The organism is Streptomyces sp. NPDC026246 (genome assembly GCF_055567995.1).
On sequence record NZ_JBVHPJ010000004.1, the window covers coordinates 93,399 to 118,363 of the forward strand.

The window sequence follows — 24,965 nt, forward strand, 5'->3', positions numbered from 1 at the left end:
TCCGGCCGGCGGGGAGCGTGGGGCGACGGTCGTCGCCTCACGCTCCCCGCACCGGGTCCTTATCGGTCCTGAGTCAGTCCTCGTCCGGGACGACCACGAGGAAGGCGTCGGACTCCAGGTCCATCACGACCGTGGCGGCCTCGCCCTCGGCGCGGCGCCGCGCCGCGTACTCCTCCGCCGGCCACGAACCACGGGGGGATCCCGCCGGGAACCGTTCCAACACCTTCGCACTGATGGCCGCAGTCACGTCCGCTGCCCTCCCCAGTCCCGCGCCGCCCGTCCGGGCCGCGCCGTTCGGTCGCTGTCGTACACATCCGGTTGCCCCCGATCCGCCCGCACATGTACGGGCGTTCGAGCTTCGCACCACGCCCCAGCTCTACACATAAAGGATGGATAAGAGCAGAATGACCCTTATATGGCGCTTATCGCAGTCCTCACCGGACGCGGGCGCCCTGCACAGAAGGGAGACGCGTCATGGCCAATGTCTCGCGCACCCGAGGGGACATCACCAGCCACCCCGACGCCTCCGAGATGCGGGACCGGTACGCCCGGGTCCTCGGCGGCCGCGACGTGGCCCTCGTGGACGGACCGGTGTTCCTGCTCGGTCTGTACTGCGCCGCGTCGCCGTGGATCGTCCACTACTCGACGAGCCAGCCGTCCGTCGCCACCCACAACCTGATCATGGGGATCGCCATCGGCCTGCTGGCGCTCGGCTTCACCCGCGCTCCCGAGCGCATGTACGGCCTGAGCTGGGCCATGTGCGCCCTCGGGGTCTGGATGATCGTCTCGCCCTGGATCGTCGGCAGCAGTCCGGACGCCGGTGTCGTGTGGAACAACATCGTCGTCGGCGCTCTGGCCGTGGTCCTGGGCATGGTGTGCGCCGGCACGGCGGCGAAGGCCTCGCCGAGGCCGTGACCGGCCTGGGAGACGACCGCGGGCGCGGCCGGGTGTCCCCCAGGGACGCTCAGTCGCGCCCTGTGTACAGGTACGGCGTCGTCGTGGTCAGCGGGACGAAGCCCAGGCGCTCCAGGATCGGCCGGCTCCGGTCGGAGGCGTCCACCTGCAGATGGCGGTAGCCGCGGGCCGCGGCGACACGGGCGCGATGGGCCACCAGGGCCCGGTACACGCCCCGGCCGCGCCAGCCCTCGACCGTCCCACCGCCCCACAGACCGGCGAAGTTCGTGCCGGGCACGCACTCCAGGCGGGCGGCGCTCACCGCCTCGTCACCCGCCATCGCCACGACGGCGACGACGCTGCCGGGGTCCGCCGTGAGGCGGGCGAGCAACTGCCGGCGCAGCCGGGAGCCGTCCGAACCGAACGCCCTCTCGTGGACCTCCGCCATGAGGCCGACACCCGCGGCGTCGGTGACCGGCACGATGCGCACGCCCTCGGGCGGCTCGGCGACGGAGGCGGGGCCGTCACTCCCGCCGATCATCAGCGTCTCCGCCGGGCCGGGCTCGAACCCGGCCGCGCACAGCCGCTCCCCCAGGTCGGCGGGGCCGTCGTGCCCGTACAGCTTCCACTCGAAGTCGGCGTCCGGGCCGCCGAAACGGTCGATCTGCCCGGCGATCGCCGCGTCCGCCGCGTCCGCGTCCAGGGCGGACCACACGACCCCGTTCCAGCTGTGCGCACCGCCGACATGGCGGACGACGTTCCCGGCCCGCTCGACGCGGGCGCCGGGGCCGTCCGGCCGCGCCCCGAGCCGCACGTCCCGGTCGAACTCGGCGAGCAGCGCCGCCCGGTGTCGATGATCCATGGCCCGAACTCCAGCAGTGGCGGGCCGCCTCCCGCAACGTCTTTTCCCGCCCGGCGCCGCCCTTGTGCCGTACGGCCCCGCCGCGTCGTCGTTTCCCCCGGCGGGGCCCGCACCGTAGGGTCCTTGCCGATCGCACCCGCACGTGAGAGGGCCGCACCCATGGTCGTGAAGGACACGGAACTGCCGTACCTGCGCCGCTGCGTGGAGCTCGCGGCCGAGGCGCTCGAAGCCGGGGACGAGCCCTTCGGTTCGGTGCTGGCCGGTGCGGACGGCACCGTGCTGGCGGAGGACCGCAACCGCGTGGCGGACGGCGACCGCACGCGCCACCCCGAGTTCGCGCTGGCGCGCTGGTCGGCGGTGCACATGACCCCCGGGGAACGGGCCGCGGCCACCGTCTACACGTCCGGTGAGCACTGCCCGATGTGCGCGGCCGCGCACGCCTGGGTCGGCCTGGGCCGGATCGTCTACGTCGCCTCGTCCGAACAACTCGCCTCGTGGCTGACGGAGTTGAACGTCCCCGCGCCACCGGTGCGAACACTCCCCGTCCACGACGTCGCACCGGGCGTAGTCGTCGACGGCCCGGTGCCGGAACTGGCTCGCGAGGTGCGGGAGTTGCACGTCCGGCTGCATCGCGGGCGCATCTGAGCCAGGGGCCGGTCCGGCGGACGGTGGCCGCTCGAGATGCAGGGCCACCGGGGCGAATCTACGATCGGATTCATCGAGATCAGGTCCACGCCCGGTCTCCCCGACGGGGGGAGGCGCATGTCCTCGCTGCCGGCACACCGGCTGATGGCCGTCTGCATCGGCCTGGTCACAGCCGCGACCGTCCTCTACATGACCCTGCCGGTGGCGGCTCCGGCGCTGTGGGCCGTCATCGGGCTCACGGGCGTCGCCGCCGTCGTGACCGGCACGCGCCTGCACCGTCCGGCCCATCCATGGCCCTGGTGGGTGCTGGCCGGCGGGCTGCTGACGTTCATCGCGGGCGACACCTACTACAACGTGATGGAGGGGTACTTCGACGCCTCCAACCCGTTCCCCTCCCCCTCCGACGCCCTCTACCTCCTCACCTACGTGCTCTTCGCGATCGGCCTGTCGGGGCTGGTGCGCCACCGGTGGGCCGACCGCGACCTGCCGAGCGTGCTGGACGCGCTGATCATCACCGCCGGTCTCGCGCTGCCCGTGTGGGTGTATCTGGTGCAGCCCCTGACCGTCGCGGAGGGGATGACCTGGCAGCAGCGGGCCATCAGCATCGCCTACCCCCTCGGTGACGTGCTGGTGCTGGCCCTGCTGGCGCGCCTGCTGGCTCCGAGCCCGGTGAGCGGCCCCAATCGGGCCGTGCAACTGCTGGTCGTCGGCACGGGGACGCTCCTGGTCTTCGACATCGCCTACGGCATCCTGCAGCTGAAGGACGTCTGGGAGACCGGCACCCTGCTGGACCTCGGCTGGATCGCCTTCTACACCGCCTGGGGCCTGGCCGCGCTGCACCCCTCCATGGTCGAACTGACCGCTTCGATGCCGCAGCGCGAGTCCCTGCTGCCGCCACCGCGCCGGCTGGTCATGCTCGCCGTGGCGACCCTCATCCCACCGGGGATCCTGCTGCACGAGGGGTTGTCCGGCGAGACGCGGGACGCCGCCGTGATCGCGGCGTTCTCCGGTGTGCTCTTCCTGCTGGTGATCCTCAGGCTGGCGGGGATGGTGGTGGCCCACCGCAGATCCGTGAGCCGGGAACTCGCGCTGCGTTCGGCCGCCGCGTCGCTGGTCTCCGCGTTCCGGCCGGAGGAGGTCGACCGGACGTGCCGGACGACCGTCGACCGGCTGATGGGTCCGGACGTGGCGCACCGGACGATGCTGCTGACCACCGAGCGGGCCCGGGACCTGGGCGGCCGCGGCTCCCGGCTGGTGAGCCCGGCCGCGCTCGACCCGCGGATCGCCGCCGGACTGGACGGCCTGCCCTCGGTCCTGGTGTGCCCCATGATCCAGCCGGACCGGCCGGGCGCGACCGTGCCCGGTGTGCTGCTGGTGGCCGCGCCGGAGCGGCAGCTCAACGAGACGTGGGGCTCGCTGGAGATCCTCGCCTCGCACGCCGGCCTGGCCCTGGAGCGCGTCACCCTGCGCCAGGAGGTCGTGCGGCGGGAGAACGAGGCGTACTTCCGCACCCTCGTGCGCAACGCCTCGGACGTCATCCTGATCGTCGAGGACGACGACGCCATCCGGTACGCCAGCCCGTCGGCGCGCTCGGTGTTCGGCACCGAGGAGCTGGTCGGGGTGTCGCTGCCGGGCCTCGTGGATCCGGGCGACCGGCGGCGGGCCCGGCGGGAGCTGGCAGCGCTGCGTGAGCACGGTTCGCGGGCGGGGCACGACCACTGGTGGGTGCGCCGCGGGGACGAGCGCGTCGAGGTGGAGGTCCGCTTCAGCGACTTCCGCGCCGAGCGGACCGTGTCCGGCCTGGTGGTGACCCTGCGGGACGTCACCGAGCAGCGGCGGCTGGAGCAGGAGCTGACCGAGCGGGCGTTCCACGACTCGCTGACAGGCCTGCCCAACCGGACCCTGCTGATGGAGCGGATCGAGCGCGCCCTGCTGCGCGGCCGCCGTGAGGCGTCTTTGACCTGCCTGCTCTTCATCGACCTGGACGACTTCAAGTTGGTCAACGACACGATGGGGCACCGGGCGGGCGACCAGCTGCTGATCTCGGTGGGCAACCGGCTGTCCCGGACGCTGCGGCGCACCGACACCGCGGCCCGGCTCGGCGGGGACGAGTTCGCGGTGCTCATGGAGGACGCCAAGCAGCCGCTGGACGCGGAACTGCTGGCGGCCCAGGTCATCCAGACACTCGGCCGGCCGTTCGATCTGGCCGACGAGTCGGTGACGGTGTCGGCCAGCGTGGGCGTGGCCACCGCGCGCGACAGCACGGACGCGGAGGAACTGCTGGGCCACGCCGACCTCGCGCTGTACGCGGCCAAGGCGGCGGGCAAACGGCAGTGGCGCCGCTTCCGGCCGCTGCTGCGCAGCCGCATGATCGAGCGGCACGATCTGCAGAACCAGCTGGCCCGGGCAGTGGAGGACAAGACCTTTCGCCTGCGCTATCAGCCGGTCGTCGACATCACCGAGGGCGAGGTCGTCGGGTTCGAGGCACTGGTGCGCTGGCCGTACGCGCAGCGGCCCCAGGTCGGCCCGGAGCAGTTCGTCGCCCTGGCCGAGGAGACCGGGCACATCGCGCCGCTCGGCTCCTGGGTGCTGGAGAACGCCGTCAACGACATCGTCGGCCTGCAGCAGCTGCCCGGCCCCGCCCGCCCGCCGTACGTGAGCGTGAACGTCTCCGCCCGGCAGTTCCGCGACGCCGGCTTCATCGAGCAGGTCGGCCAGGCACTGAGCACGCCGGGACTGGAGCCGGGGTCACTGCAGCTGGAGCTGACGGAGACGGTGCTGCTCCAGCGCGACGACCGGCTCCAGACGGTGCTGAACACGCTGAAGGAACTCGGTGTGCACATCGCCGTCGACGACTTCGGCACCGGCTTCTCCTCCCTGCGCTACCTGCGCGACTTCCCCATCGACGTACTGAAGATCGACAAGTCGTTCATCGACGACATCGCCCGCGACGCCCAGCAGGTCGCCCTGGTCGAGGGGATCGTGCGGATCGCCGACACGCTGGGGCTGCAGGTCATCGCGGAGGGCATCGAGGACGCCTCGCAGCGGGACCTGCTGGCGGGCATGGGGTGCCGTTTCGGGCAGGGGTTCCTGTTCGCCAGGCCCATGACGGTGGAGCAGAGCGCACACGTGCTGCGCGAGCCGAGCGCCCGTCCCTTCGCACCGCCCCGGCCGCGGCGACCGCGGATGGACGCCACCCGGGGACGCCGGGAGGCGCGCTGGGCGGACCTGGAGCACCTGCGGCGCACCAGCCCGATGAGCGACGCGGTCCTCGACGAGGTGCGCGGCCGGCACATCCGCAGCGGCGATCACTGGCTGATCGACTTCGCCTCCTGCAACTACCTGGGCTTCGACTGGGACCCGGAGGTCATGGACTCCGTGGATCCCGCGGTGCGGCGCTGGGGCACCCATCCCAGCTGGTCGCGGCTGCTCGGCAGTCCGCGCCTGTACCCGGACATCGAGGAGCGGCTCGCCGCGCTGCTGGGCGCGCCGGACACCCTGCTGCTGCCGACGCTGACGCTGGTGCACTCCTCGGTCATCCCCGCGCTCGCCGAGGACGGGCACGTCTTCGTCGAGGCGACGGCGCACCGGACCGTTTACGACGGCTGCGTGGTGGCCCGGGCGCAAGGCGCCACCCTGCACCGTTTCCACGCCGAGCGGCTGGACGAACTGCGCGTCCTGCTGGCCGGGGTGCCGCCGGGCACGCCGAGGCTGGTGTGCCTGGACGGCGTCAACAGCATGAGCGGCAACGTCCCCGACCTGCCGGCGCTGGCCGCGGTGTGCCGCGCCGAGGGGGCGACGCTGTACGTCGACGACGCGCACGGCTTCGGCGTCATCGGGGAACGCGGCCCGGAAGAGCTGTGCCCGTACGGCATGCGGGGCAACTGCGTGGTGCGTCACACCGGGGAGTCGTACGACGGGATCGTGCTGGTCGGCGGGTTCTCCAAGGCGTACTCTTCGCTGCTGGCGTTCCTCGCGCTGCCGTCCGGGCTGAAGAACCGGCTGAAGACCGCGGCGGCGCCCTACCTGTACTCCGGGCCCTCCCCCACCGCTTCCCTGGCCACGGCCCTGGCGGGCCTGGACGTCAACGAGCGTCGCGGGGACGTGATCCGCGCCGACCTGTACCGCAAGACCGTGCGGCTGCTGGACCACCTGGACGGCATGGGCGTGAGCACGCTGAACGCGGACCGGCTGCCCATCGTGGAGGTCCCGCTGGCCAATCCGGCGGACCTGGACGCGGTCGCGGCGTTCCTGTGGGAGGAGGGGGTCTACGTGACGCTGGCCTCCTACCCGCTGGTCCCGCGGGACCGGGTGGGGTTCCGCGTCCAGCTCACGGCGCTCAACTCGGACGAGGACATCGACCATCTGAACGGGACCCTGACCCGGTTGGCGCGGCGTTTCCCGCTGCGGATGAAGGGCTGAACGGCCATGACGACGCACAACGACGACGTGGACTGGGACCGCTGGCCGGTCGCCGACTACCTGGCGGAGAACTACCGCGAGGTGCACCCGTCGGACGCGGCGGTGATCGCCCACCACAGCGCCTTCTACCGCCGGTTCGCCCCTGGTGCGATCGGACGTTCGGTGGAGTTCGGGGCGGGCCCCAACCTCTACCCGCTGATGCTGGCGTCGGCGGCGAGCCGGCGGATCGACGCGGTGGAGGCGGGGGCGGGCAACGTCGGCTACCTGACCAACCAGATCTGCCACCGCCCGGACGCCAGCTGGCTGCCCTTCCACGCGCTGTGCCGGGAGCTCAACCCGGACGTCCCGGCGACCCTGGCGGGGGCGCTCGCACCGGTGAACGTCGTCCACGCCGACGTCCGCACGCTGTCGCCGGGGACGTACGAGCTGGCCTCGATGCACTTCGTCGCCGAGGGCGCGACGGAGGACTTCGGCGAGTTCGCCGACTTCTGCCGCCTGTTCGTGCGGACCGTCCTGCCGGGTGGTCACCTCGTGGCCGCGTTCATGGAGAACATGCCGACGTACCGCATCGGCCCGGCCTCGCGCTGGCCGGGCTGCCCGGTGAACCCGGCCACCGTCACGGAGGTCTTCGCCCCGCTCACCCGCGACCTGGACGTGACCCGCATCGACGTGGACCCGACGCTGCCGGACTACGGCGACTCGGGCATGGTGCTGCTGACGGGGGTGGCGGACGCGGTGTGAGCGGGGACGCGGCCCGGCCCGGCGGAGCATCCGTGCCCGGCGGAGCGTCCGTGCCCGCCCGGCGGGGCCGGTGGCCGTACCGCTGGGCTCAGTGCTCCGAACCGGGGCGGAAGCGCCGGCGCAGCAGCACTCCGCCGGCGAGCAGTGCCGCGCTCGCCGCGACGGTCTGGAGGGTGTGGTCCGTGCCCGTGTGGGCCAGGGCGGCCCGGGTGTGGGGGGCGGCGTGCGGGACCGGGGCGGGGGCGGGCAGCGTCCGGGGCCGGGTGGGGGGCTCGGGCTTCGGCTCGGGCTTCGGCGCGCGGGGGCGGTCGGGCCGCGCGGGCGGGCCGTCCGGGGTGTTCACGGACGTGTTCCCGGCCGCGGGGTTGCCGACGCCCACCACGTTCACCGAGTTGCCCGTGACGTTGACCGGGAGGTCGACGGGCAGCTGCACCCCGTTGCCGGAGATCACGCCCGGGGAGTCCTTCGCGGTGCTGTCGGCGGCCGCGCCCTTCGGGCCGTGGTGCCCTTCGCCCACGTTGGCGCAGGCGTTGCCCGCGGCCGGGTTGAGCAGCCCCACCACGTTCACGGTGTTGCCGCACGCGTTCACCGGGACGTGCACCGGGAGCTGGACGGTGTTGCCGGAGACCAGCCCGGGCGATCCGGCGGCCGCGCCGTCCGCCCCGGCATCCGCGTACGCCGGTGCGGCCATGGCGATCGCGCCCGACGCGGCGGCGACGGCGATCATGCCGTTTCGGGTAACCCGTTTCATAGGGTGCCTGCCTTCCAGACATCGTCGTCGCGGGCACTCACCCGCACCGGGTAGAACGCCCGCCGCCCGGTCCGAGTTATGGCTGTTCGGTCTTTCACCCCATCGAGCGTCCTGCTTGTCGAACTAGCGGTAAAGCGCTTCGTATGCCGGTCGCCGGACGCCGGTCGGAGGCAGGGGGCCACTCGTGCGGAGGCGAGGGTTCCGGGGTGCGCCTATCGTGGGCGAGGGCGCCGTTTCCCGGTCCGCTGCGAAGTCCTGCGTCCCTGGAGGCACCCATGCTGCCCAAGCTGTCCCTGCGCCCCCCGATACGGCGCTGCGCGGTCACCGCGGTGGCCGGGCTCGCCCTGCTGGGCATCGCACTGCCGGCCGTCGACGCACCGTCGCCCGGCCTGGCGCGCTTCTACGACCAGAAGGTCTCCTGGTCGAGGTGCGAGGGCATGGAGATGCCGAAGGACCTGCAGTGCGGCAAGGTCACCGTGCCCCTGGACTACGCCCACCCCGGCAAGGGCACCCTCGACCTCGCCGTCGCCCGTTACCGTGCCACGGGTGATTCCCGCGGCTCGGTGCTGCTGAACTTCGGCGGCCCGGGCGGTCAGGGAGTGGCCCAACTGGCCATGGGCGGCAAGGACTTCATGGGGCTGACGGACGGCTACGACGTGGTCTCCTTCGACCCCCGCGGGGTCGGCCGCTCCTCACCGGTGAGCTGCGGGAACGCCCCCGACGCCCTGGCCGCGGCGGACGAGGCCGCCGACGGGGGCGACGCCCGGGCCGTGCTCGAGGAACTGCGCGCCGCCGCGGCCGCGTGCGCCGAGCACTCCGGCCCGGTCCTGCCCCACATCGGCACGGTGAACGCCGCCCGCGACCTCGACGTCATGCGCGCCGCCCTCGGCGACGGCAAGCTGAACTACCTCGGCTTCTCCTACGGCAGCCGGCTCGGGGCCGTGTACGCGGCGGAGTTCCCCGGCAAGGTCGGCAGGATCGTGCTGGACGGCGTCGACACCCTGACCGAGCCGCTGGCGGAGCAGGGCGTGGTGAGCGCACAGGGGCAGCAGACCGCCCTGGAGAACTTCCTCACCTGGTGCACCGAGGACATCGCCTGCCCCTTCGGCCGCAACCCCCGCGAGGCCCGGGAACGGGTCGTGCAGGTGGTGAAGGCGCTGGACAGGGACCCGGTGCCGACGGACTTCGGCGAGGCGTTCACCGGGCAGGACTTCGCCGGCGCCCTCGGCCAGGGCCTCTACAGCCGCGCGTTGTGGCCCTCGCTGCAGCGGGCCCTGTCGCAGTTGCTGGAGGAGGGGGACACGCGGGGCCTGGAGGCCTTCCTGTCCGGCGGCTTCGCCACCACCCCGGGGCGGACTCCGCACGCCGGACTGACCGACCCGCAGGACGTCCCCATGGACAACCTGCCGGCGGCGCTGATGGCGGTCAACTGCGCGGACGACCCCGACCGCCCCGCCGCCGCGCAGGTCACGCGCGACCTCGACCGGCTGCGCGCCCGCTACGAGCAGGCCTCGCCCGTCTTCGGCCGGTACCGGCTGACCCAGGTGCTGATGTGCTACGGCCGCCCCAAGGGCACCGACTACATCCGCGAGAAGGTCAAGGACGTCGACAGCCCGCGGATGCTGCTCGTCGGCACCCGGGGCGATCCGGCCACGCCCTACCGGTGGACGGTGGAGACGGCGAAGCGCCTGGGCTCCTCGGCCGTGGTGCTGGACAACCGGGGCGAGGGACACACCGGTTACGGCTCCTCCATGTGCGTGCAGCGCAAGGTCGACGCCTTCCTGCTCTACGGCACCCTGCCGCCGGACGGCAGTTCCTGCGGCTCCGACCACGACGCGGAGTGAAGGCGTCAGGGCGGCGTCGAGCCGTCGAACACAGGACCGTCGAACACCTGCAGCAGCACCGCGCGGGTGACCCGACGGGCCGTCAAACCCCCTGTGTACGCTACGACTTGGGGTATCCGGCGGCACCCGCGGCGCCTACCTCCGAGTAACTCGGTGAGACCGTGGCATATGCCGGAAGCACCACCGTATCGTGTGGTGCCAAATCCCTTACAGGGCGTCGCGGGCTGTGCAACAGTCGTAACGGTCCCTCCGTCCGCCTTGGTCCTGCCGTCCCCGCATCGGAGTGCGTCATGCCGTCCCACCTCTCCGCGGACCGTCCCGCCGCCCAGCCGCCCGGCCGCGGCTCGGTCGACGCGCTGATATCGCAGACGCGGCGGCTCAAGGGCGACGTGGACGCCGTGCGCCGGGACGCGGCGGGTGACGAGCCGGACCACCCCCGGGGCCGCTGGCAGCGCGCGCTGTACGACCTGGCCCTGCACCAGCTCGACGACCTCGACGAGCACCTGGCCCAGTTGCGCGACGGCCCGCCGCCCCCGACGGCGGCCACCGGGCCGGCGCCGCGGGGCTCGCTGCTCAGCCGGGTCGGCAGCGCGGAGTGGAACCTGCTGACGGACGAGGCCAGTTGGTCCGAGGAGCTCTACCGGATCCTGGGCCGCGACCCCGCCGCCGCCCCGCTCACCCTCGACGAACTGCCGTCGCTCGTGCTCGACGAGGACCGGCCGCGACTGACGGCGATGGTCACCAACTGCCTGGTCGACGCCCGGCCCATCGACGGCGAGTTCCGCATCGCCCGCCGGGACGGGGACGTGCGCACCGTGCACATGATGGGCGAACCGGTGCTCGACACCGACGGGAGCACCGCATCGATGTGGGCCGTGCTGCGCGACGTCAGTGAACTGCGCCGCAGCCAGCGGGCGGTGAGCGAGACCCGTGACTCGCTGCACCGCCGGCGGGAGGCCGCGCGCAGCGAGCAACGGCTCGCGGCCGAGCTGCAGGAGGCCGCGCTGCCGCCGTGGCGTGGCTCCCTGCGGCTGCCGCACCGCGTCCCCGGCGTGCTCGACCTCGCGGCCCGCCGCCTGCCGGCGTCCACCCAGACGCCGATCGGCGGCGACTGGTACGACGCGCTCGAACTGGCCGACGGAGACACCCTGCTGAGCGTCGGCGACCTCACCGGCCAGGGCGTCGCCGTCACGTCGAACATGACCATGCTGCTGGGCGCCGTGCGCGGCATGGCGATGGCCGGGGCCGGCCCCGCACAGGTGATGGCCTGGCTGAACCAGTTACTCGACGCCACCGTGCAGCCCGCCCTCGGCAGCGCCGTCTGCTGCCGCTTCCGGCCCGGCACGCGCACCCTGGTGTGGGCGCAGGCCGGGCACCCCGCCCCACTGCTTTTCCGCGGCGGGACGGGGCACGTGCTGGACGCCCCGGACGGTGTCCTGCTGGGCGCCACCTCCGGACCGGTCTACGGGCAGGCCGAGGAAACCCTGCAGACGGGTGACCTGCTGCTTCTGCACACCGACGGGCTGGTGCCCGGCCACACCGGCACGGCGGCCGCGAACCTCCTCCTCGGCCTGGCGCCACGCCTGACCGGCGACTGCACCGCGGAGGACTGCGTGCGCACGGTCGTCGAGGAGTTCGGCACGCACGAGCGGGAGGACAACGCCTGCCTGCTCGCCGTCAAACTGACGCCTGCGGCGGGCGCCTGACGACTCCTCAGGCCGGGGCGCGACCGGTTCCCCTGGTCTTGGTCCTGGGCAGGGCCAGCTTGATCTCCTCCCGCAGTTCCTGGACCTTCGGGGACCCCGAGTACTGTGCTGTGAGCCGGTACATCTCGCGCAACCGGTCCCACGTGCGGTGCGAGGAGTTGGACCCCATCGACACCAGTGCCAGCCGCGCGTAGCGGTCGGCCTGTTCGGGGTCGTCCGCGATGAAGCAGGCGGAGGCCATCGACAGGTAGTCGAAGATCTTCGACCGCTGACGGCCGTCGACCCGCAGGGCCAGCGCCTTCTCGGCGTAGTGCTGGGCGTGGACGGCCGCGCCGGGCTCGAACTCGGCCAGCGTCCGGTAGGCCAGGGCCTGCATGCCGTAGAGGTCCTCCTCCTTGAAGGTCTGCATCCAGTCCGGGGGCGGGACGTCGGCCCTGTCGGAGACGAACAGGTCCTCGGCACGGCCCAGGGTGCGGCGCATGGCCTGGCCCTTGCCCAGGGCGGCCTGTGCCCACGCCTCCACGGTGCAGAGCATGGCGCGGGTGCGCGGCAGCACCTCGTCGCCCGAGCCGGACGTGGCGAGCTTCATCAGGTGCAGGGCGTCGTCCGGCTTGCCCAGATGCACCATCTGGCGGGCCGCGCGGGACAGCGCCTCGCCGGCCCGGGGCCGGTCCCCGCCCTCCCGGGCGGCGTGCGCGGCGATGACGAAGTACTTCTGCGCCGTGGGCTCCAGGCCCACGTCGTGGGACATCCAGCCGGCGAGGACGGCGAGGTTGGCGGCGACGCCCCACAGGCGCCGCTGCAGATGGGGCGGATGACGGTAGGCGAGCATGCCGCCCACCTCGTTGAGCTGGCCCACCACCGCCTTGCGCTGGAGCCCGCCGCCACGGGCGGCGTCCCAGGCGCGGAACACCTCGACGGAGCGCTCCAGTTCCTCGATCTCCTGCGACCCGATGGGGGCGGCCTCGTAGCGGTCGAACCCAGCGGGGTCGGCGTGCAGGGAGTGGTCGAGTCGGGGGGCGTCGGCCGTCAGGGCAGGGTCGGTGTGCAGCCAGTCGTGCATGGCACTGCTGAGTGCGGATCCCGCGGCGAGCGCGGCGCCCGCGCCCACCAAGCCGCGTCGGTTGAGCATGAGGTCCATTCCCGTGAATTCGGTGAGGACCGCGGCGGTCCGCTCGGGCGCCCACGGCACACCGTCGGGAGAGTCCGTACTCCCGCCGCCCTGCCGCTTCCCCGCGCGCCCGTGCCTGACCAGACCGAGGTCCTCGATGGTCACGACACGGCCGAGACGCTCGGTGAACAGAGCCGCCAGCACCCGCGGCACCGGATCGCGCGGGATCTCTCCCGTGTCGATCCACCGCCGCACCCGGGAGGTGTCGGTCGCCAGCTGCGGGTGGCCCATGGCCGCCGCCTGCCGGTTGACCAGCCTCGCGAGTTCGCCCTTGGACCAGCCGGCCAGGCCGAACAGGTCCGCGAGCCGGGTGTTGGGTTGTCCGCTCACGTCAAGCCCCCAGGTTCTCGGCTGAGTTGACAGTAGCCCGGCCGGAGTTGCCGGGCGACTATTCGCCAGGGTTCGCCAGGGTGCGCCAGATGGTGTGCCACGGGCCATCCGGTGTCAGGTAGGAACGCGCCACCCCGACCCGGTCGCCCCAGGCACTCCCCAGGGTGATCCCGGGCTCCGGGCCGGGTGGTGCGCTGTCGTCGCAGGCACACGAAGGGATCTGTTTCGCCCATGTACACAGCATCGTCCTCCGTGTCCGCACCGCCCCGGTCGCTCCACCCGCATCCCGCGGACAGCGGCCCCTACCTCGCCCCCGCGCGGCCGGCGACCCCCGTGCTCGGCGCGGGCAGGGCCCGGCGCGGCGCGGTCCTCGGCACCCAACCGCTCAGCGGGAGACTCGACCTGTCCGGCCCCCAGGGGGCGCAGCTGCGCACGGCCATCGCGTCGGTGCACCGCATCTGCCCGGAGTTCAGCCCGGTGCAGGTGCTGCGCCGCAGCGGCCGGTCCGTGCTCCTGGTCGGCACGACCGGCCGCAGCTCCGCCGTCGCCAAGTGCTTACTGGACCACTCCCCCGCCTGGTCCGAGCGGATCCGCCACGAGATAGCGGCGTACCGCTCGTTCGTCCGGCACCGCCCTCCGGTGCGGGCGCCGAGGCTGGTCGCGGCGGACCCGGACAACTGCACCCTGGTGATCGAGCGGATGCCCGGGCGGGTGGCGGCCCTCCAGCGGCACCCGGCCGAGGCGCCGCCGCGTGCGGACATCAGAGCGGCTCTCGGCGCGATCTGCCGGCTGAACGCCTGGCGGCCGCCGGCGGGCACGTTCGACGCCCCGCTGGACTACGCGGCCCGGATCGCGCGCTACCACGAGCTGGGCCTGCTCACCGACCGCGACCTGGGCGATCTGCAGAAGCTGCTGCACGGCATCGCCCAGTCCGCCGGACGGCAGGGCATGGGCCAGTTCTGCCACGGCGACGCACTGCTGTCGAACATCCTCCTGTCACCGGCCGGTCCAGTGCTGGTGGACTGGGAGCACGCGGGCTGGTACCTGCCGGGCTACGACCTGGCGACGCTGTGGTCGGTGCTCGGGGACGCACCGGTCGCCCGTCGTCAGATCAGCCAGATCGCGCAGTCGGCGGGCCCGGCGTCCAGGGACGCCTTCCTGGTGAACCTGATGCTGGTGCTGACCCGCGAGATCCGCACCTGTGAGACGGCCGTGCAGCGTTCCCTGCACGAGACGGCCCCGGCGGCACCGGGTGCGGCCCACCAGGGTGCTGCGCCGTCCGGCGAGGAGCAGAGGCTGCTGCTGCGGCGGCTGCACGACGACTGCCAGCTGGCCCGCCGGGCCGTGCGCGCGGCGGTCGGCACTCGCTGACGGGGACGGAAGGGCCGCTGTGCGCCGGTCGGCGCGCAGCGGCCCTTACGTGTGTGCGGGGGCTTGGTCAGCCCTGCTGGAACAGCTCCGCCGGCAGGGGCTTGAGCAGGGCGTACAGGTCGTCCGTGATGGGGCGGTCCCAGGCGGCGATGGTCACCAGGACGTTGTCGCTGCGGTCGAACTGGACACAGGAGATCCGGCTCTCGGAGAGCTTCACACGCCGGACGATCAACAGGTTGTCGCCCTGCATCACCGGGACGTCCTCGGTGTCGACGACCGTGACCTCCTCGTCGTTCTCCAGCGCCAGCAGCAGCTGGGCCACCTCGAAGGGAACCTCGCCCTCGGGGACCTCGCGGGCCGGTGATCCCTCGGGCAGGTTGCCGATGATCATCGCGGGGCCGCGGCCGCCGAACAGGTCGTAGCGCAGGAAGACGCCCTGGCAGGTGCCGTCGGGCGCGGGGAGCAGTCCCGCACCCAGGTTTCCGGGCCAGTCGCCCGGGTCCATGGCCAGGACGTCGAAGTCGGGCCCGGCGGGCGTGGCGCTGCGGCGGCGGAGGAACGACATGTCGCCCATGGTACGTGTCCGGGCCTGCGATGCGCCGGGCGGGCGGCGGACGGGTGGGCCCGGCCACCCCCCGCTCGCGGTCGCGCCGTGCTCAGTCCTCGGCGGGGGCGGGCGGCACCACCGCGACGGGGCACGCCGCGTGCAGCAGGACGGCCTGGGTGACCGAGCCCGTCATGCGAGCCGGTGCCGTCAGCCGCCGCCGGTGCCGGCCCACGACCACGAGGTCGGCGTCCGCGGAGGCGTCGACCAGGTGACCGGCCGCGTCACCGGCCGCGGCGACCGTCTCGACCTCGACCTCGGGATGCCGCTCGCGGTACGGGGCGAGGAAGCCGTCGGCCAGGACGCGGGCCTCGTCCTCGATGACGTTCTGCTCGACGACCGGCGGGGGCAGCTCCCCGGGCATCATCCAGGGCTGCGCCGGCCACGGGTACGCGGCGACGGCGCGGAGGCGGGCCCCGCGCCGGGCGGCTTCCGTGAAGGCGAACTCCAGGGTGGCCTCGTCGGGACCGTCCACCTTCACGCCGACGACCACGGACGAGTGCGGACCGGACACCGCGTCGCCGGTCGCCTCGCGTCCGGGCCGGGGCACCACGACGACCGGGCATGCCGCGTCACGGGCGACGGCCATGCCGGTGGAACCGAGCAGCAGGCCGGCGAAGCCGCCGCGGCCCCGGGAGCCGAGCACCAGCAGCTGCGCCTCGGCGCCCAGTTCGGGCAGGACGACGCCGACGGCGCCCTCCAGGCCGGTGTACCGCGTGTCCGGCGGACCGGGGCGCCCCTCCAGACGGGCGCGGACGCGGTCGAGGACGGGGTCGTCCTGGGGCTCCGCCGGCCCCGCGGTGAGGGCGTCGGGCTGGGCCCAGTGCGCGTACTGGCGGACGTGGACCACGCGCAGGGGCGCGGCACGCCGGTGTGCGGCGTCGACGGCCCAGTCGAGGGCGCGCAGGCTGTCGTCCGAACCGTCGACCGCCGCGACGACCGGCAGGGTGCTCACGGGTTCCTCACCTCCGGGATACGACCGTTCCCTCCCGGTGCCGGCCCGACGTACGCGGCGGCTCCGGGAGGATGACTCAGGTCTCGTGTCCGCGATCGCCGCGGGAACACCCCCGGACCGGGCGCCGCTTCACCGGCTAGGTCAGGTCGAACTCGCCCTCCCGGGCCCCCGAGACGAACGCGCCCCATTCGTCGGGCGTGAAGATCAGGGAGGGGCTCTCGGGCCGGGCGCTGTTGCGCATGGCGATGAAGCCTTCGACGAAGGCGATCTGTACATCCCCCCGGCCACGGCTGCTGGACTGCCAGTGTGCGTTGCTGAGGTCCAGGTCCGGCTTGTCCCAGCCCGTGAACGGGCGCTGTTGGGTGGTGGTCTCGGGCACGTCCGTGCTCCTCCCCATTTCGTCGTCCGCGGCCAGCCTAGCGACCGGGTCCCACCGCCGACAGGGCACGTGAGGAGGACCTTTCGGCGGTGGCGATTGAACCCCGGGTGACGTCCGGACGTACTGGTGGTGGCAGGCCCGCGCGAGGGCTCTGTTCGCCATGCCTTTGCACGACCGCACGGAAGGACCACCGGGTGTCGCCTTTCACTCGCTCCCGCCCTCAGCCGGACCCGGCCGCGAGCGGAACGGAACCGGACGACGACGGCACCGGACCGGCCCTCGATCGGGTCCAGAGCCCGGCCTCGGCCCCCACGCCTGCGGAGCACGCTCCCGGCGAGGACGGGAACGGCGGTACGGCGGAGCCCGAGGCCCCTGAGGACGGGGAGCGGCCCGGCTGGTTCCGCCGGCGTCATCCCCGGGCCGCCCGGGGGACCTCGATCGCGATCACCGGGCTGGCCGGCGTGCTCGTGCTGTTCGCGTTGCTCCTGCCCAACCGGATCGAGCGGCTGGAGTTCGCGTCGTTCGTCCGGATCCCCGCCGAGGGCGTGCTGCTGGCGGGGCTGCTGCTCGCGCTGCCGCCGAGGCCGAGGCGGATCACGGCCGTCGTGACGGGGGTGCTGCTGGGGCTGCTGACCGTCCTGAAGTTCCTGGACATGGGGTTCTACCAGGTCCTGGCGCGGCCGTTCGACCTGGTCCTGGACTGGATCCTGCTCGACGACGCGACGGACTTCCTGCGGGAGTCGTTCGGCCGCACCGGCCAGGTCCTGGCGGTGACCGCCGTGGTCGTGCTGTTCGTCGCGCTGCTCGTGCTCACGACCCTGGCGGTGGTGCGGCTGACGAACGTGATGGTCCGGCACCGGCAGACCGCCGGCCGGACCGTGCTCGTCCTGGGCACGGCGTGGATGACCTGCATGACGCTGGGGCTGCAGATCGGCACCGTGCCGATCGCCACCAAGGGCAACGCGGACTTCGTCGGCAACCGGGTCAAACAGGTCCGGGCGGGGTTGCGGGACGCGCGGGTGTTCCGTCAGCAGGCCGCCGTGGACGCCTTCGCGAAGACCCCGCCGGACCGGTTGCTGACGGGGCTGCGGGGCAAGGACGTCCTGTTCACCTTCATCGAGAGCTACGGCCGGGTGGCGATCGACGATCCGGCGATGGCCGCGCAGACCGGTGCCGTCCTCGAGGAGGGCACGGCCGGGCTGAAGTCCGCCGGGTTCGCCTCGCGCAGCGGCTGGCTGCGCTCACCGGTGACGGGCGCGGGCAGCTGGCTCGCCCATTCGACGTTCCTGTCCGGACTGTGGATCAAGAACCAGCAGCGCTACCGCAGTCTGACCACCAGCGACCGCATGACGCTGACCAAGTACTTCGGCAGGACGGGCGCCTGGCGGACCGTCGGCATCGTGCCGGGCGTGCGGCGGGCGTGGCCGGAGGGGAAGTTCTTCGGCCTGGACCACATCTACGACTCCGAGCACCTGGGCTACCACGGCCCCTACTTCAGCTGGACGCCGGTGCCCGACCAGTTCAGCATGGAGGCCTTCCAGCGCCTGGAGCACGGCAGGAAGGACCGCGAGCCGATCATGGCGGAGATCATCCTGGCCTCCAGCCACAACCCGTGGTCCCCCGTCGCACACATGATCGACTGGGAGGACCTCGGCGACGGCTCGGTGTTCCATCGGATCAAGAAGGAGGGCACCGACCCGAAGGAGGTCTGGAAGGACCCGGAGAAGGTGCGCGCCGAGTACCGCAAGGCCATCGCGTACTCGATCCGCAGCCTGACCGAGTGGATGCGGCGCTACGGCGACGAGGACACGGTCCTGGTCTTCCTCGGCGACCACCAGCCGGTGCCGACCGTCCTCGCCGGGGACACCGGCAGGGACGTGCCGATCAGCATCGTCGCCAAGGACCCCAAGATCCTGGACCGCGTGGCCGACTGGGGGTGGACCGACGGCCTCAAGCCGGCGAAGGACGCGCCCCGCTGGGGTATGCACGAGTTCCGCGACCGCTTCATGACGGCCTACGGCCCGCAGCCGTGACCGGCCCGCCCGGCGGCGGCACGGCCGGCCGGCGTGCGGTCAGGCGAAGAAGGCGGACACGCGGCGGGTGAACCACTCCGGGTCGTCGAGCCACGGGTAGTGCCCCGCGCCCGGCTGCACCACGCACTCGGCGTGCGGGAAGACACCGGCGGTGCGGCGGGCGAGGGCCGGGGCCGGTCCGCCGTCGGCTCCGCCGGCCAGGACGAGCACGGGGGCGGTCAGGCGGGCCAGTGCGCCGCGCGTCGCCTCCGGGTCGTAGGCGCCGTCACCGCCGTAGGCGCCGGCCGCCTCGTCGTTGGTCTCGGCCTCCTCACGTTCGGCGTGGGCCCGGGCGGTGTCGTCCCAGCGTCCGTGGAAGAACGGCACGAACACCGCGTCGAAGTCGCCGGAACCGTCGAGCCAGGCCTCGAATTCCGGGAACGCCTCCGCGAACCAGGGTTCCGCGGCCCTCAGCCGGGCCGCGGTACGCCGGTCGTCGGCCGTCGCGGGCCACCCCAGGGCCCAGGGAGTGGCGGTGACCAGCGCCAGCCGTGCGACCCGCTGCGGATACCGGGCCGCGTAGAGCATGGCGAGACTCCCGCCCGCCGAGTGCGCGAGCAGGTCCATCCGCTCCAGGCCCAGGTGGAGCCGCAGGGCCTCCACGTCGTCGACGAGCCGGTCGCAGCGGTACGTCGCCGGATCCGCCGGGGTCTCCGACTCGCCTGTGCCGCGCAGGTCGAGCAGCACCAGGTGCCGGTGGGCGTCCAGTCCGCCGAGGTTGCCCAGGTAGGCGGAGGCCCGCATGGGGCCGCCCGGCAGCACGACCAGCGGCTCGCCCTCGCCGAGCCGGTGGAAGGCGAGCCTGGTTCCGTCCGGGGCGTCGAAGATCGGCATGGCGTCGATCCTGGCGTCCGGGGCCGGTCTGGCACAAGCGGGCCGGCGGTCCGGTCTATTGCCGTCCGAGGTCGTCCCGGAGTCGGCGCTTGAGGATCTTCCCGCTGGCGTTGCGCGGGAGTTCGTCCACGAACACCACGCGTTTGGGCGCCTTGTAGGGCGTGAGCCGCTCGCGGACGTGGTCGATGAGCTCCGCCTCGGTGACCTGCCCGTGCGGGACGACGACGGCGGTGACGGCCTCGATCCACCGCTCGTCGGGCAGGCCCACGACCGCGGCCTCGGCGACCTGCGGGTGCGTGTACAGGGCGTCCTCGACCTGGCGTGAAGCGATGACGACACCGCCGGAGTTGATGACGTCCTTCACCCGGTCGACGATCGTGAAGTAGCCGTGGGCGTCGCGCACCGCGAGGTCGCCGGAGCGGAACCAGCCGTCGCGGAAGGCCTCGGCGGTCTCCTCGGGCTTGTCCCAGTAGCCGTCGCACAGTTGCGGGGAACGGTAGACGATCTCGCCGGGGGTGCCGTCGGGTACGTCCTTGCCGTCCTCGTCGACCACCCGGGCGTCGACGAACAGCACGGGCCGCCCGCAGGAGTCCATGCGGCCCTTGTGCTCGTCGGGCGCGAGGACGGTGGCCAGCGGGCCGATCTCGCTCTGCCCGAAGCAGTTGTAGAAGGCCAGGCCCGGCAGGCGCTCCCGCAGGCGTTCGAGCACGGGCACCGGCATGATCGACGCGCCGTAGTAGGCCTTGCGCAGGCCGCTGAGGTCGCGTGTGGCGAAGTCGGGGCGGTGGGACAGGGCGATCCAGACGGTGGGCGGGGCGAACAGGCTGTCCACCCGGCCCGTCTCGATCAGGTCGAACAGCCGGTCGCCGTCCGGTGCGTCGAGGACGGTGTTCGTCGCGCCGACGGCCAGGTAGGGCAGCAGGAAGACGTGCATCTGGGCCGAGTGGTACAGCGGCAGCGCGTGCGCGGGACGGTCGCCCGCACGGAGGTCGAGCGCGGTGATGGCGCTCATGTACTCGTGCACCAGGGCCCGGTGGGTCATCATCGCGCCCTTGGGCTGGGCCGTCGTGCCGGAGGTGTAGAGCAGTTGCACGAGGTCCTCGCTGCGCGGCTCGGGACCGTCGTATGCGGGTGCGCCCTCCAGCCGGGCGAGCAGCGAGCCGCCGGCGTCGCGCAGGGGCAGCGTCGGTGTCCCGCCGGGGAGCCGGGCGGCCAGGTCCGGGTCGGTGAGGACGAGCGAACTGCCGGACTGGGAGACGAGGTAGGCCAGATCGTCCCCGGTGAGGTTCTGGTTGACCGGGACGTGCACGAGTCCGACGCGGGCGCAGGCCAGGAAGGCGATCAGGTAGGCGTCGGAGTTGTGGCCGTAGGCGCCGACCCGGTCGCCCGGGGACAGTCCGAGGCCGAGCAGCACACTCGCCGCGCCGGAGACGGCGGTGTCCAGTTCCTGGTAGGTCCAGGTGCGCTCGCCGTACTCCACGGCGACGCGGGCCGGAGTGCGCCGGGCGCTGCGCCGCAGGAGTCCGTCGACCGTGCTGCCGTGTCCGGGCGGGATCGTCGCGGGCGTCGTCATGACGACGATCCTCGGTTCGGCCCGGCGGTGGGTCAAGGACGTGCACCGGCGCCCCCGCCGTCTGCCCTCCGTCTGGGTGCCCGTCAACAAGGCGCGTTGCGAAGGGGGCGTGTCCGCGCGGTCCTCCGGTTCGCGGGTGCGTGCGGCGGACATACTCCGGGGGACACGCGTGACGGTTGAGGCGAAGGGATGCGCGGTGACCCACGAAGCGGCAAGCGGCGGACCGACCCGGCGTCAACTGGCCCGGGCGGGACTGGCCCTGGGCGGGGCCCTCGCCCTGGCTCCCCTGCCCGCCGGGCCGGCGGCGGCCGCACCCGCGGCGCGGGACCGGCGCCCCACCCTGCGGCACGGCTCGGCCGCACGCGCGGGGCTGCTCCCCTCCCATCTGCGCCGGCTCGTCACCGACGCCGAGGCGTTCCTCGGCCCCTCCCCCGTGCACCCCTGGTACTCCGGTGCCGTGCTGCTCGCGGGGCGCGGCGGCACGGTCGCCCTGCACCGGCCCATCGGCATGGCGGTGCGCTACCGGGCCTACGACGAGAAGACCGACACGGGCGTGGAGTTCCCGCCCGGCGAGCAGATCCCCATGGCCGAGGACACCGTCTTCGACCTGGCGTCGGTGTCGAAGCTGTTCACCTCGATCCTGGCCGTGCAGCAGATCGAGCGGGGCGCCTTGGGGCTGGAGGCGAAGGTCGCCTCGTACCTGCCGGACTTCGGGCGGGCGGGCAAACAGGACATCACCATCCGGCAGTTGCTGACGCACACCTCGGGGTTCCGCGCGTGGATCCCGCTGTACAGCGCCCCGACGCCCGAGGCGAGACTGGAACTCGTCTGGAACGAGGCGCCGGTCTCCGCACCGGGCACGGCGTACCTCTACTCGGACCTGAACCTCATCTCGCTGCAACTGGTGCTGGAGCGGATCACGGGCCGCTCCCTGGACACCCTGCTGCGCGAGGAGGTCACCGCGCCGCTCGGGCTGCGCCGCACGCGCTACAACCCGCCCGCCTCGTGGCGGCCGCGGATCGCGGCCACCGAGGACGCCCGCAAGCCCTGGTCGGGGCTCGACCGGGGTCTGGTGTGGGGAGAGGTGCACGACGAGAACGCCTACGCGCTGGGCGGGGTCGCGGGTCACGCGGGTGTGTTCTCCGACGCGTGGGACCTCGCGGTGCTCGGCCGGACCCTGCTCAACGGCGGTGTGTACGGGCGCCGTCGGATCCTGTCGCCGGAGTCGGTGGAGCTGATGTTCACCGACTTCAACACCGCGTTCCCCGGTGACGAGCACGGCCTCGGCTTCGAGCTCTACCAGCACTGGTACATGGGCGCGATGGCCACCCCGCGCACCGCCGGGCACACCGGTTTCACGGGCACCTCGCTGGTGCTCGATCCGACGACGGACTCGTTCCTGGTGGTGCTCGGCAACTCCGTGCACCCGGTGCGCAGTTGGCGTTCGGGATCCGCTCCGCGGGTGGCCGCCGCGAATCATCTGGCCCGGGCGGTGCCGGTCCGGCCCGCCCGGGGCCGGACGGCCTGGTTCTCCGGTACGGCGGTCTCCGCGACGGCGACGCTCACGCTGCCCGCGCTCGACACGTCGCGCGGCCGGGCGCGGCTGCGCTGCGCGCTGTGGTGGGACACGGAGCCGGCGGCCGACGTGCTGGCGCTGGAGGCGTCCACCGACGGCGGTGCCGGCTGGCAGCCGGTGCCGTTCACCACCTCGCGCCCGGGCGAGGAGCAGCGACCGCACCCGGCGGGCACGGTCACGGGCTTCTCGGGCCGGGTCTGGCACCGGATGACCGCCGACCTGCCCGCCGCCCGCGGCCTCGTCCTGCGCTGGCGGTACACGACGGACCGGCTCTACGTGGGACGCGGCTGCTACGTGGACGGGCAGCGGGTGGAGTCGGCCGACGGCGTCCTGTTCGACGAGGCGCGTCCGGCGGACACGGCACGCGTCGAAGCGGTGGGCTGGGCGCCCTCGGCCGACTGACACGGCTGTCCGGTCACTGGTGGAAGACGGCCTTCTGCACCTCGTTGGGGCCGTCGAAACGGTCCTCCTTCAGGCCGTCGAGGGTGCTGACGACCTTGTCGTCGGCGTGGTTGCTGCGGGCGCGGTCCACCAGGGGTCTCCCATGGAGTGGTGCGACCGGCCGATACGGCCGGACACTCCGTTTTCTTGCGTTTTGCCGGAGTGCCCCGGGGCGGGCGGGGCGATTCATCCCGTCCGCGTTTCGAGGACCGCCATCGCCGCGTTGTGCCCCGGCACCCCGCTGACGCCGCCGCCGCGCACCGCGCCCGCCCCGCACAGCAGCACGTTGGCGTGCCGGGTCTCGACGCCCCAGCGGCCCGTGCCGTCCTGGGCGAAGGGCCAGCTCAGTTCGCGGTGGAAGATGTTCCCGCCGGGCAGGCCCAGGTCGCGTTCCAGGTCGAGGGGTGTGCGGGCCTCGATGCAGGGCCGGCCGTCGGCGTCGGTGGCCAGGCAGTCCGCGAGGGGTTCGGCGAGGTGGGCGTCGAGCTGGGCGAGGGTCGACGACAGCAGCTCCTCGCGTACCGCGTCGTTGTCCCCCGCGAACAACCGGGCCGGGGTGTGCAGGCCGAAGAGGGTGAGCGTCTGGCAGCCGCGCTCGGCGAGAGCGGGGCCGAGGATGGTCGGGTCGGTGAGCGAGTGGCAGTAGATCTCGGAGGGCGGAGCGGCGGGCAGCTCGCCGGCCGCCGCCTGGGCGTGCGCGGTGGCCAGCTGCTCGTAGCCCTCGGCGATGTGGAAGGTCCCGGCGAACGCCTCACGCGGGTCGACGGAGGTGTCGCGCAGCCGCGGCAGGCGTTCGAGGAGCATGTTGACCTTGAACTGTGCGCCCTCCGCGGGCTCCGGGGGCGTGTCGCCGGTGAGTTCGGCGAGGGCCTGGGGGGAGGCGTTGACCAGGACGTGCCGGGCGGCGACGGTGCCCTCGCCGTCGGCCGTGCGGTAGGCGACCTCGGCCGTGCGGCCGTCCGTGGCGATGCTCAGCGCCTCGTGACCGGTGGCGAGGACGGCGCCGGCGGCGCGGGCGGCGTCCGCGAGGGCGTCGGTGAGTGCGCCCATGCCGCCGACGGGCACGTCCCAGTCGCCGGTCCCGCCGCCGATCACGTGGTACAGGAAGCAGCGGTTCTGCTTCAGGGACGGGTCGTGGGCGTCGGCGAAGGTGCCGATGAGGGCGTCGGTCAGGACCACCCCGCGCACCAGGTCGTCCGTGAAGTGCTCCTCGACGGCGACGCCGACGGGCTCCTCGAACAGCGTCCGCCAGGCCCGGTCGTCGTCGAGGACGCGGCGCAGTTCCTCGCGGGTGGGCAGCGGCTCGGTCAGGGTCGGGAAGATGCGCCGCGCCGCGCGGCCGGTCATGCCGTAGAACTCCTGCCAGGAGCGGTACTCCCGGTCGGAGCCGGTGAGCCGGGCGAAGGCCTCCCGGGTGCGCCGCTCACCACCGCCGACCAGGAGGCCGGTGGCCCTGCCGTCGCGTGCGGCCGGCGTGTACGAGGAGACCGTGCGGGTGCGGACCCGGAAGTCCAGGCCGAGATCCCGGACGATCTTCCGGGGCAGCAGGCTGACCAGGTAGGAGTACCGGGACAGCCGGGCGTCGACCCCGGCGAAGGGCCGGGTGGACACCGCCGCCCCGCCGGTGTGGTCCAGCCGTTCGAGGACCAGCACGGAGTGGCCCGCCCGGGCCAGGTAGGCGGCGGCGACCAGGCCGTTGTGGCCGCCGCCGACGATGACGGCGTCGTAGGTCCGGTGGACACGGGGTGCCTCGGGTGCGGTCATGGTTCTTCGTAACACGGGGTGATCGCCGTC

The 24,965-nt window shown here is 73.2% G+C and carries 20 protein-coding genes; 9 read left to right on the plus strand and 11 right to left on the minus strand.

The window, feature by feature from the left end:
- Positions 1-73 precede the first annotated feature (73 nt).
- Positions 74-247, minus strand: a complete 174-nt coding sequence (locus tag ACZ4M5_RS12350; protein WP_369194118.1) for a hypothetical protein — start codon at positions 245-247, stop codon at positions 74-76.
- Positions 248-474: 227 nt separating this feature from the next.
- Between ACZ4M5_RS12350 and ACZ4M5_RS12355 the strand changes: the two genes are divergently transcribed.
- Positions 475-915 (plus strand): SPW repeat protein, encoded by a 441-nt coding sequence (locus tag ACZ4M5_RS12355; protein WP_467735754.1) that lies wholly within the window; start codon positions 475-477, stop codon positions 913-915.
- A gap of 49 nt (positions 916-964) precedes the next feature.
- Here ACZ4M5_RS12355 and ACZ4M5_RS12360 read toward each other — a convergent pair whose 3' ends face one another.
- A complete protein-coding gene (locus tag ACZ4M5_RS12360) occupies positions 965-1,756 on the minus strand; it encodes a GNAT family N-acetyltransferase (RefSeq protein ID WP_467735756.1) in 792 nt (263 codons plus the stop codon).
- 159 nt (positions 1,757-1,915) lie between these two features.
- Here ACZ4M5_RS12360 and ACZ4M5_RS12365 point away from each other — a divergent pair, with 159 nt between their 5' ends.
- The 3 genes from ACZ4M5_RS12365 to ACZ4M5_RS12375 all read left to right on the plus strand — a co-directional run bounded on the left by ACZ4M5_RS12365 (position 1,916) and on the right by ACZ4M5_RS12375 (position 7,564).
- Complete coding sequence (locus ACZ4M5_RS12365; protein ID WP_467736535.1) at positions 1,916-2,401, plus strand: nucleoside deaminase; 486 nt, start codon at positions 1,916-1,918, stop codon at positions 2,399-2,401.
- A gap of 144 nt (positions 2,402-2,545) precedes the next feature.
- The gene (locus tag ACZ4M5_RS12370) at positions 2,546-6,823 is read left to right on the plus strand and encodes an aminotransferase class I/II-fold pyridoxal phosphate-dependent enzyme (RefSeq protein WP_467736537.1); all 4,278 of its coding nucleotides are present in this window, start codon (positions 2,546-2,548) and stop codon (positions 6,821-6,823) included.
- A gap of 6 nt (positions 6,824-6,829) precedes the next feature.
- A complete protein-coding gene (locus tag ACZ4M5_RS12375) occupies positions 6,830-7,564 on the plus strand; it encodes a class I SAM-dependent methyltransferase (protein ID WP_467735758.1) in 735 nt (244 codons plus the stop codon).
- A gap of 88 nt (positions 7,565-7,652) precedes the next feature.
- Here ACZ4M5_RS12375 and ACZ4M5_RS12380 read toward each other — a convergent pair whose 3' ends face one another.
- Entirely contained in the window at positions 7,653-8,291 is a 639-nt protein-coding gene (locus ACZ4M5_RS12380) for a chaplin (RefSeq protein WP_467735760.1), read from the minus strand.
- Positions 8,292-8,590: 299 nt separating this feature from the next.
- Here ACZ4M5_RS12380 and ACZ4M5_RS12385 point away from each other — a divergent pair, with 299 nt between their 5' ends.
- Both ACZ4M5_RS12385 and ACZ4M5_RS12390 read left to right on the plus strand, forming a co-directional pair.
- A complete protein-coding gene (locus ACZ4M5_RS12385; RefSeq protein ID WP_467735762.1) occupies positions 8,591-10,159 on the plus strand; it encodes an alpha/beta hydrolase in 1,569 nt (522 codons plus the stop codon).
- Between the two features lie 290 nt (positions 10,160-10,449).
- Positions 10,450-11,865 carry a PP2C family protein-serine/threonine phosphatase gene (locus tag ACZ4M5_RS12390; protein ID WP_467735764.1) on the plus strand — a complete coding sequence of 472 codons (1,416 nt, stop codon included), beginning with the start codon at positions 10,450-10,452 and terminating at the stop codon, positions 11,863-11,865.
- Positions 11,866-11,872: 7 nt separating this feature from the next.
- Here the strand turns inward: ACZ4M5_RS12390 and ACZ4M5_RS12395 are convergent, their stop codons facing one another.
- The gene (locus ACZ4M5_RS12395; RefSeq protein ID WP_467735766.1) at positions 11,873-13,366 is read right to left on the minus strand and encodes a DNA-binding protein NsdB; all 1,494 of its coding nucleotides are present in this window, start codon (positions 13,364-13,366) and stop codon (positions 11,873-11,875) included.
- Between the two features lie 231 nt (positions 13,367-13,597).
- Here ACZ4M5_RS12395 and ACZ4M5_RS12400 point away from each other — a divergent pair, with 231 nt between their 5' ends.
- On the plus strand, positions 13,598-14,737 hold the full coding sequence (locus ACZ4M5_RS12400) for an aminoglycoside phosphotransferase family protein (protein WP_467735768.1): 1,140 nt from the start codon (positions 13,598-13,600) through the stop codon (positions 14,735-14,737).
- 67 nt (positions 14,738-14,804) lie between these two features.
- Here the strand turns inward: ACZ4M5_RS12400 and ACZ4M5_RS12405 are convergent, their stop codons facing one another.
- From ACZ4M5_RS12405 to ACZ4M5_RS12415, 3 genes are all read right to left on the minus strand, one after another.
- Positions 14,805-15,302, minus strand: coding sequence for a hypothetical protein (locus ACZ4M5_RS12405; RefSeq protein WP_333930152.1), 498 nt, complete (start codon positions 15,300-15,302; stop codon positions 14,805-14,807).
- Between the two features lie 91 nt (positions 15,303-15,393).
- Positions 15,394-16,296, minus strand: coding sequence for a universal stress protein (locus ACZ4M5_RS12410; protein ID WP_467735770.1), 903 nt, complete (start codon positions 16,294-16,296; stop codon positions 15,394-15,396).
- Between the two features lie 136 nt (positions 16,297-16,432).
- Positions 16,433-16,675 carry a DUF397 domain-containing protein gene (locus tag ACZ4M5_RS12415; protein ID WP_369194108.1) on the minus strand — a complete coding sequence of 81 codons (243 nt, stop codon included), beginning with the start codon at positions 16,673-16,675 and terminating at the stop codon, positions 16,433-16,435.
- A 194-nt stretch (positions 16,676-16,869) separates the two neighbouring features.
- Between ACZ4M5_RS12415 and ACZ4M5_RS12420 the strand changes: the two genes are divergently transcribed.
- Positions 16,870-18,708, plus strand: a complete 1,839-nt coding sequence (locus ACZ4M5_RS12420) for an alkaline phosphatase family protein (protein WP_467735773.1) — start codon at positions 16,870-16,872, stop codon at positions 18,706-18,708.
- A 39-nt stretch (positions 18,709-18,747) separates the two neighbouring features.
- Here the strand turns inward: ACZ4M5_RS12420 and ACZ4M5_RS12425 are convergent, their stop codons facing one another.
- Positions 18,748-19,581: an alpha/beta fold hydrolase gene (locus ACZ4M5_RS12425; RefSeq protein WP_467735775.1), complete on the minus strand. Its 834-nt coding sequence runs from the start codon at positions 19,579-19,581 to the stop codon at positions 18,748-18,750.
- Positions 19,582-19,636: 55 nt separating this feature from the next.
- A complete protein-coding gene (locus ACZ4M5_RS12430; protein WP_467735777.1) occupies positions 19,637-21,154 on the minus strand; it encodes an acyl-CoA synthetase in 1,518 nt (505 codons plus the stop codon).
- Positions 21,155-21,350: 196 nt separating this feature from the next.
- Here ACZ4M5_RS12430 and ACZ4M5_RS12435 point away from each other — a divergent pair, with 196 nt between their 5' ends.
- A complete protein-coding gene (locus ACZ4M5_RS12435; RefSeq protein WP_467735779.1) occupies positions 21,351-23,132 on the plus strand; it encodes a serine hydrolase domain-containing protein in 1,782 nt (593 codons plus the stop codon).
- A gap of 13 nt (positions 23,133-23,145) precedes the next feature.
- Here the strand turns inward: ACZ4M5_RS12435 and ACZ4M5_RS12440 are convergent, their stop codons facing one another.
- Positions 23,146-23,262 carry a DUF2795 domain-containing protein gene (locus ACZ4M5_RS12440; protein ID WP_467735781.1) on the minus strand — a complete coding sequence of 39 codons (117 nt, stop codon included), beginning with the start codon at positions 23,260-23,262 and terminating at the stop codon, positions 23,146-23,148.
- Positions 23,263-23,357: 95 nt separating this feature from the next.
- Positions 23,358-24,935, minus strand: coding sequence for a phytoene desaturase family protein (locus ACZ4M5_RS12445; RefSeq protein ID WP_467735783.1), 1,578 nt, complete (start codon positions 24,933-24,935; stop codon positions 23,358-23,360).
- Between the last annotated feature and the right edge of the window lie 30 nt (positions 24,936-24,965).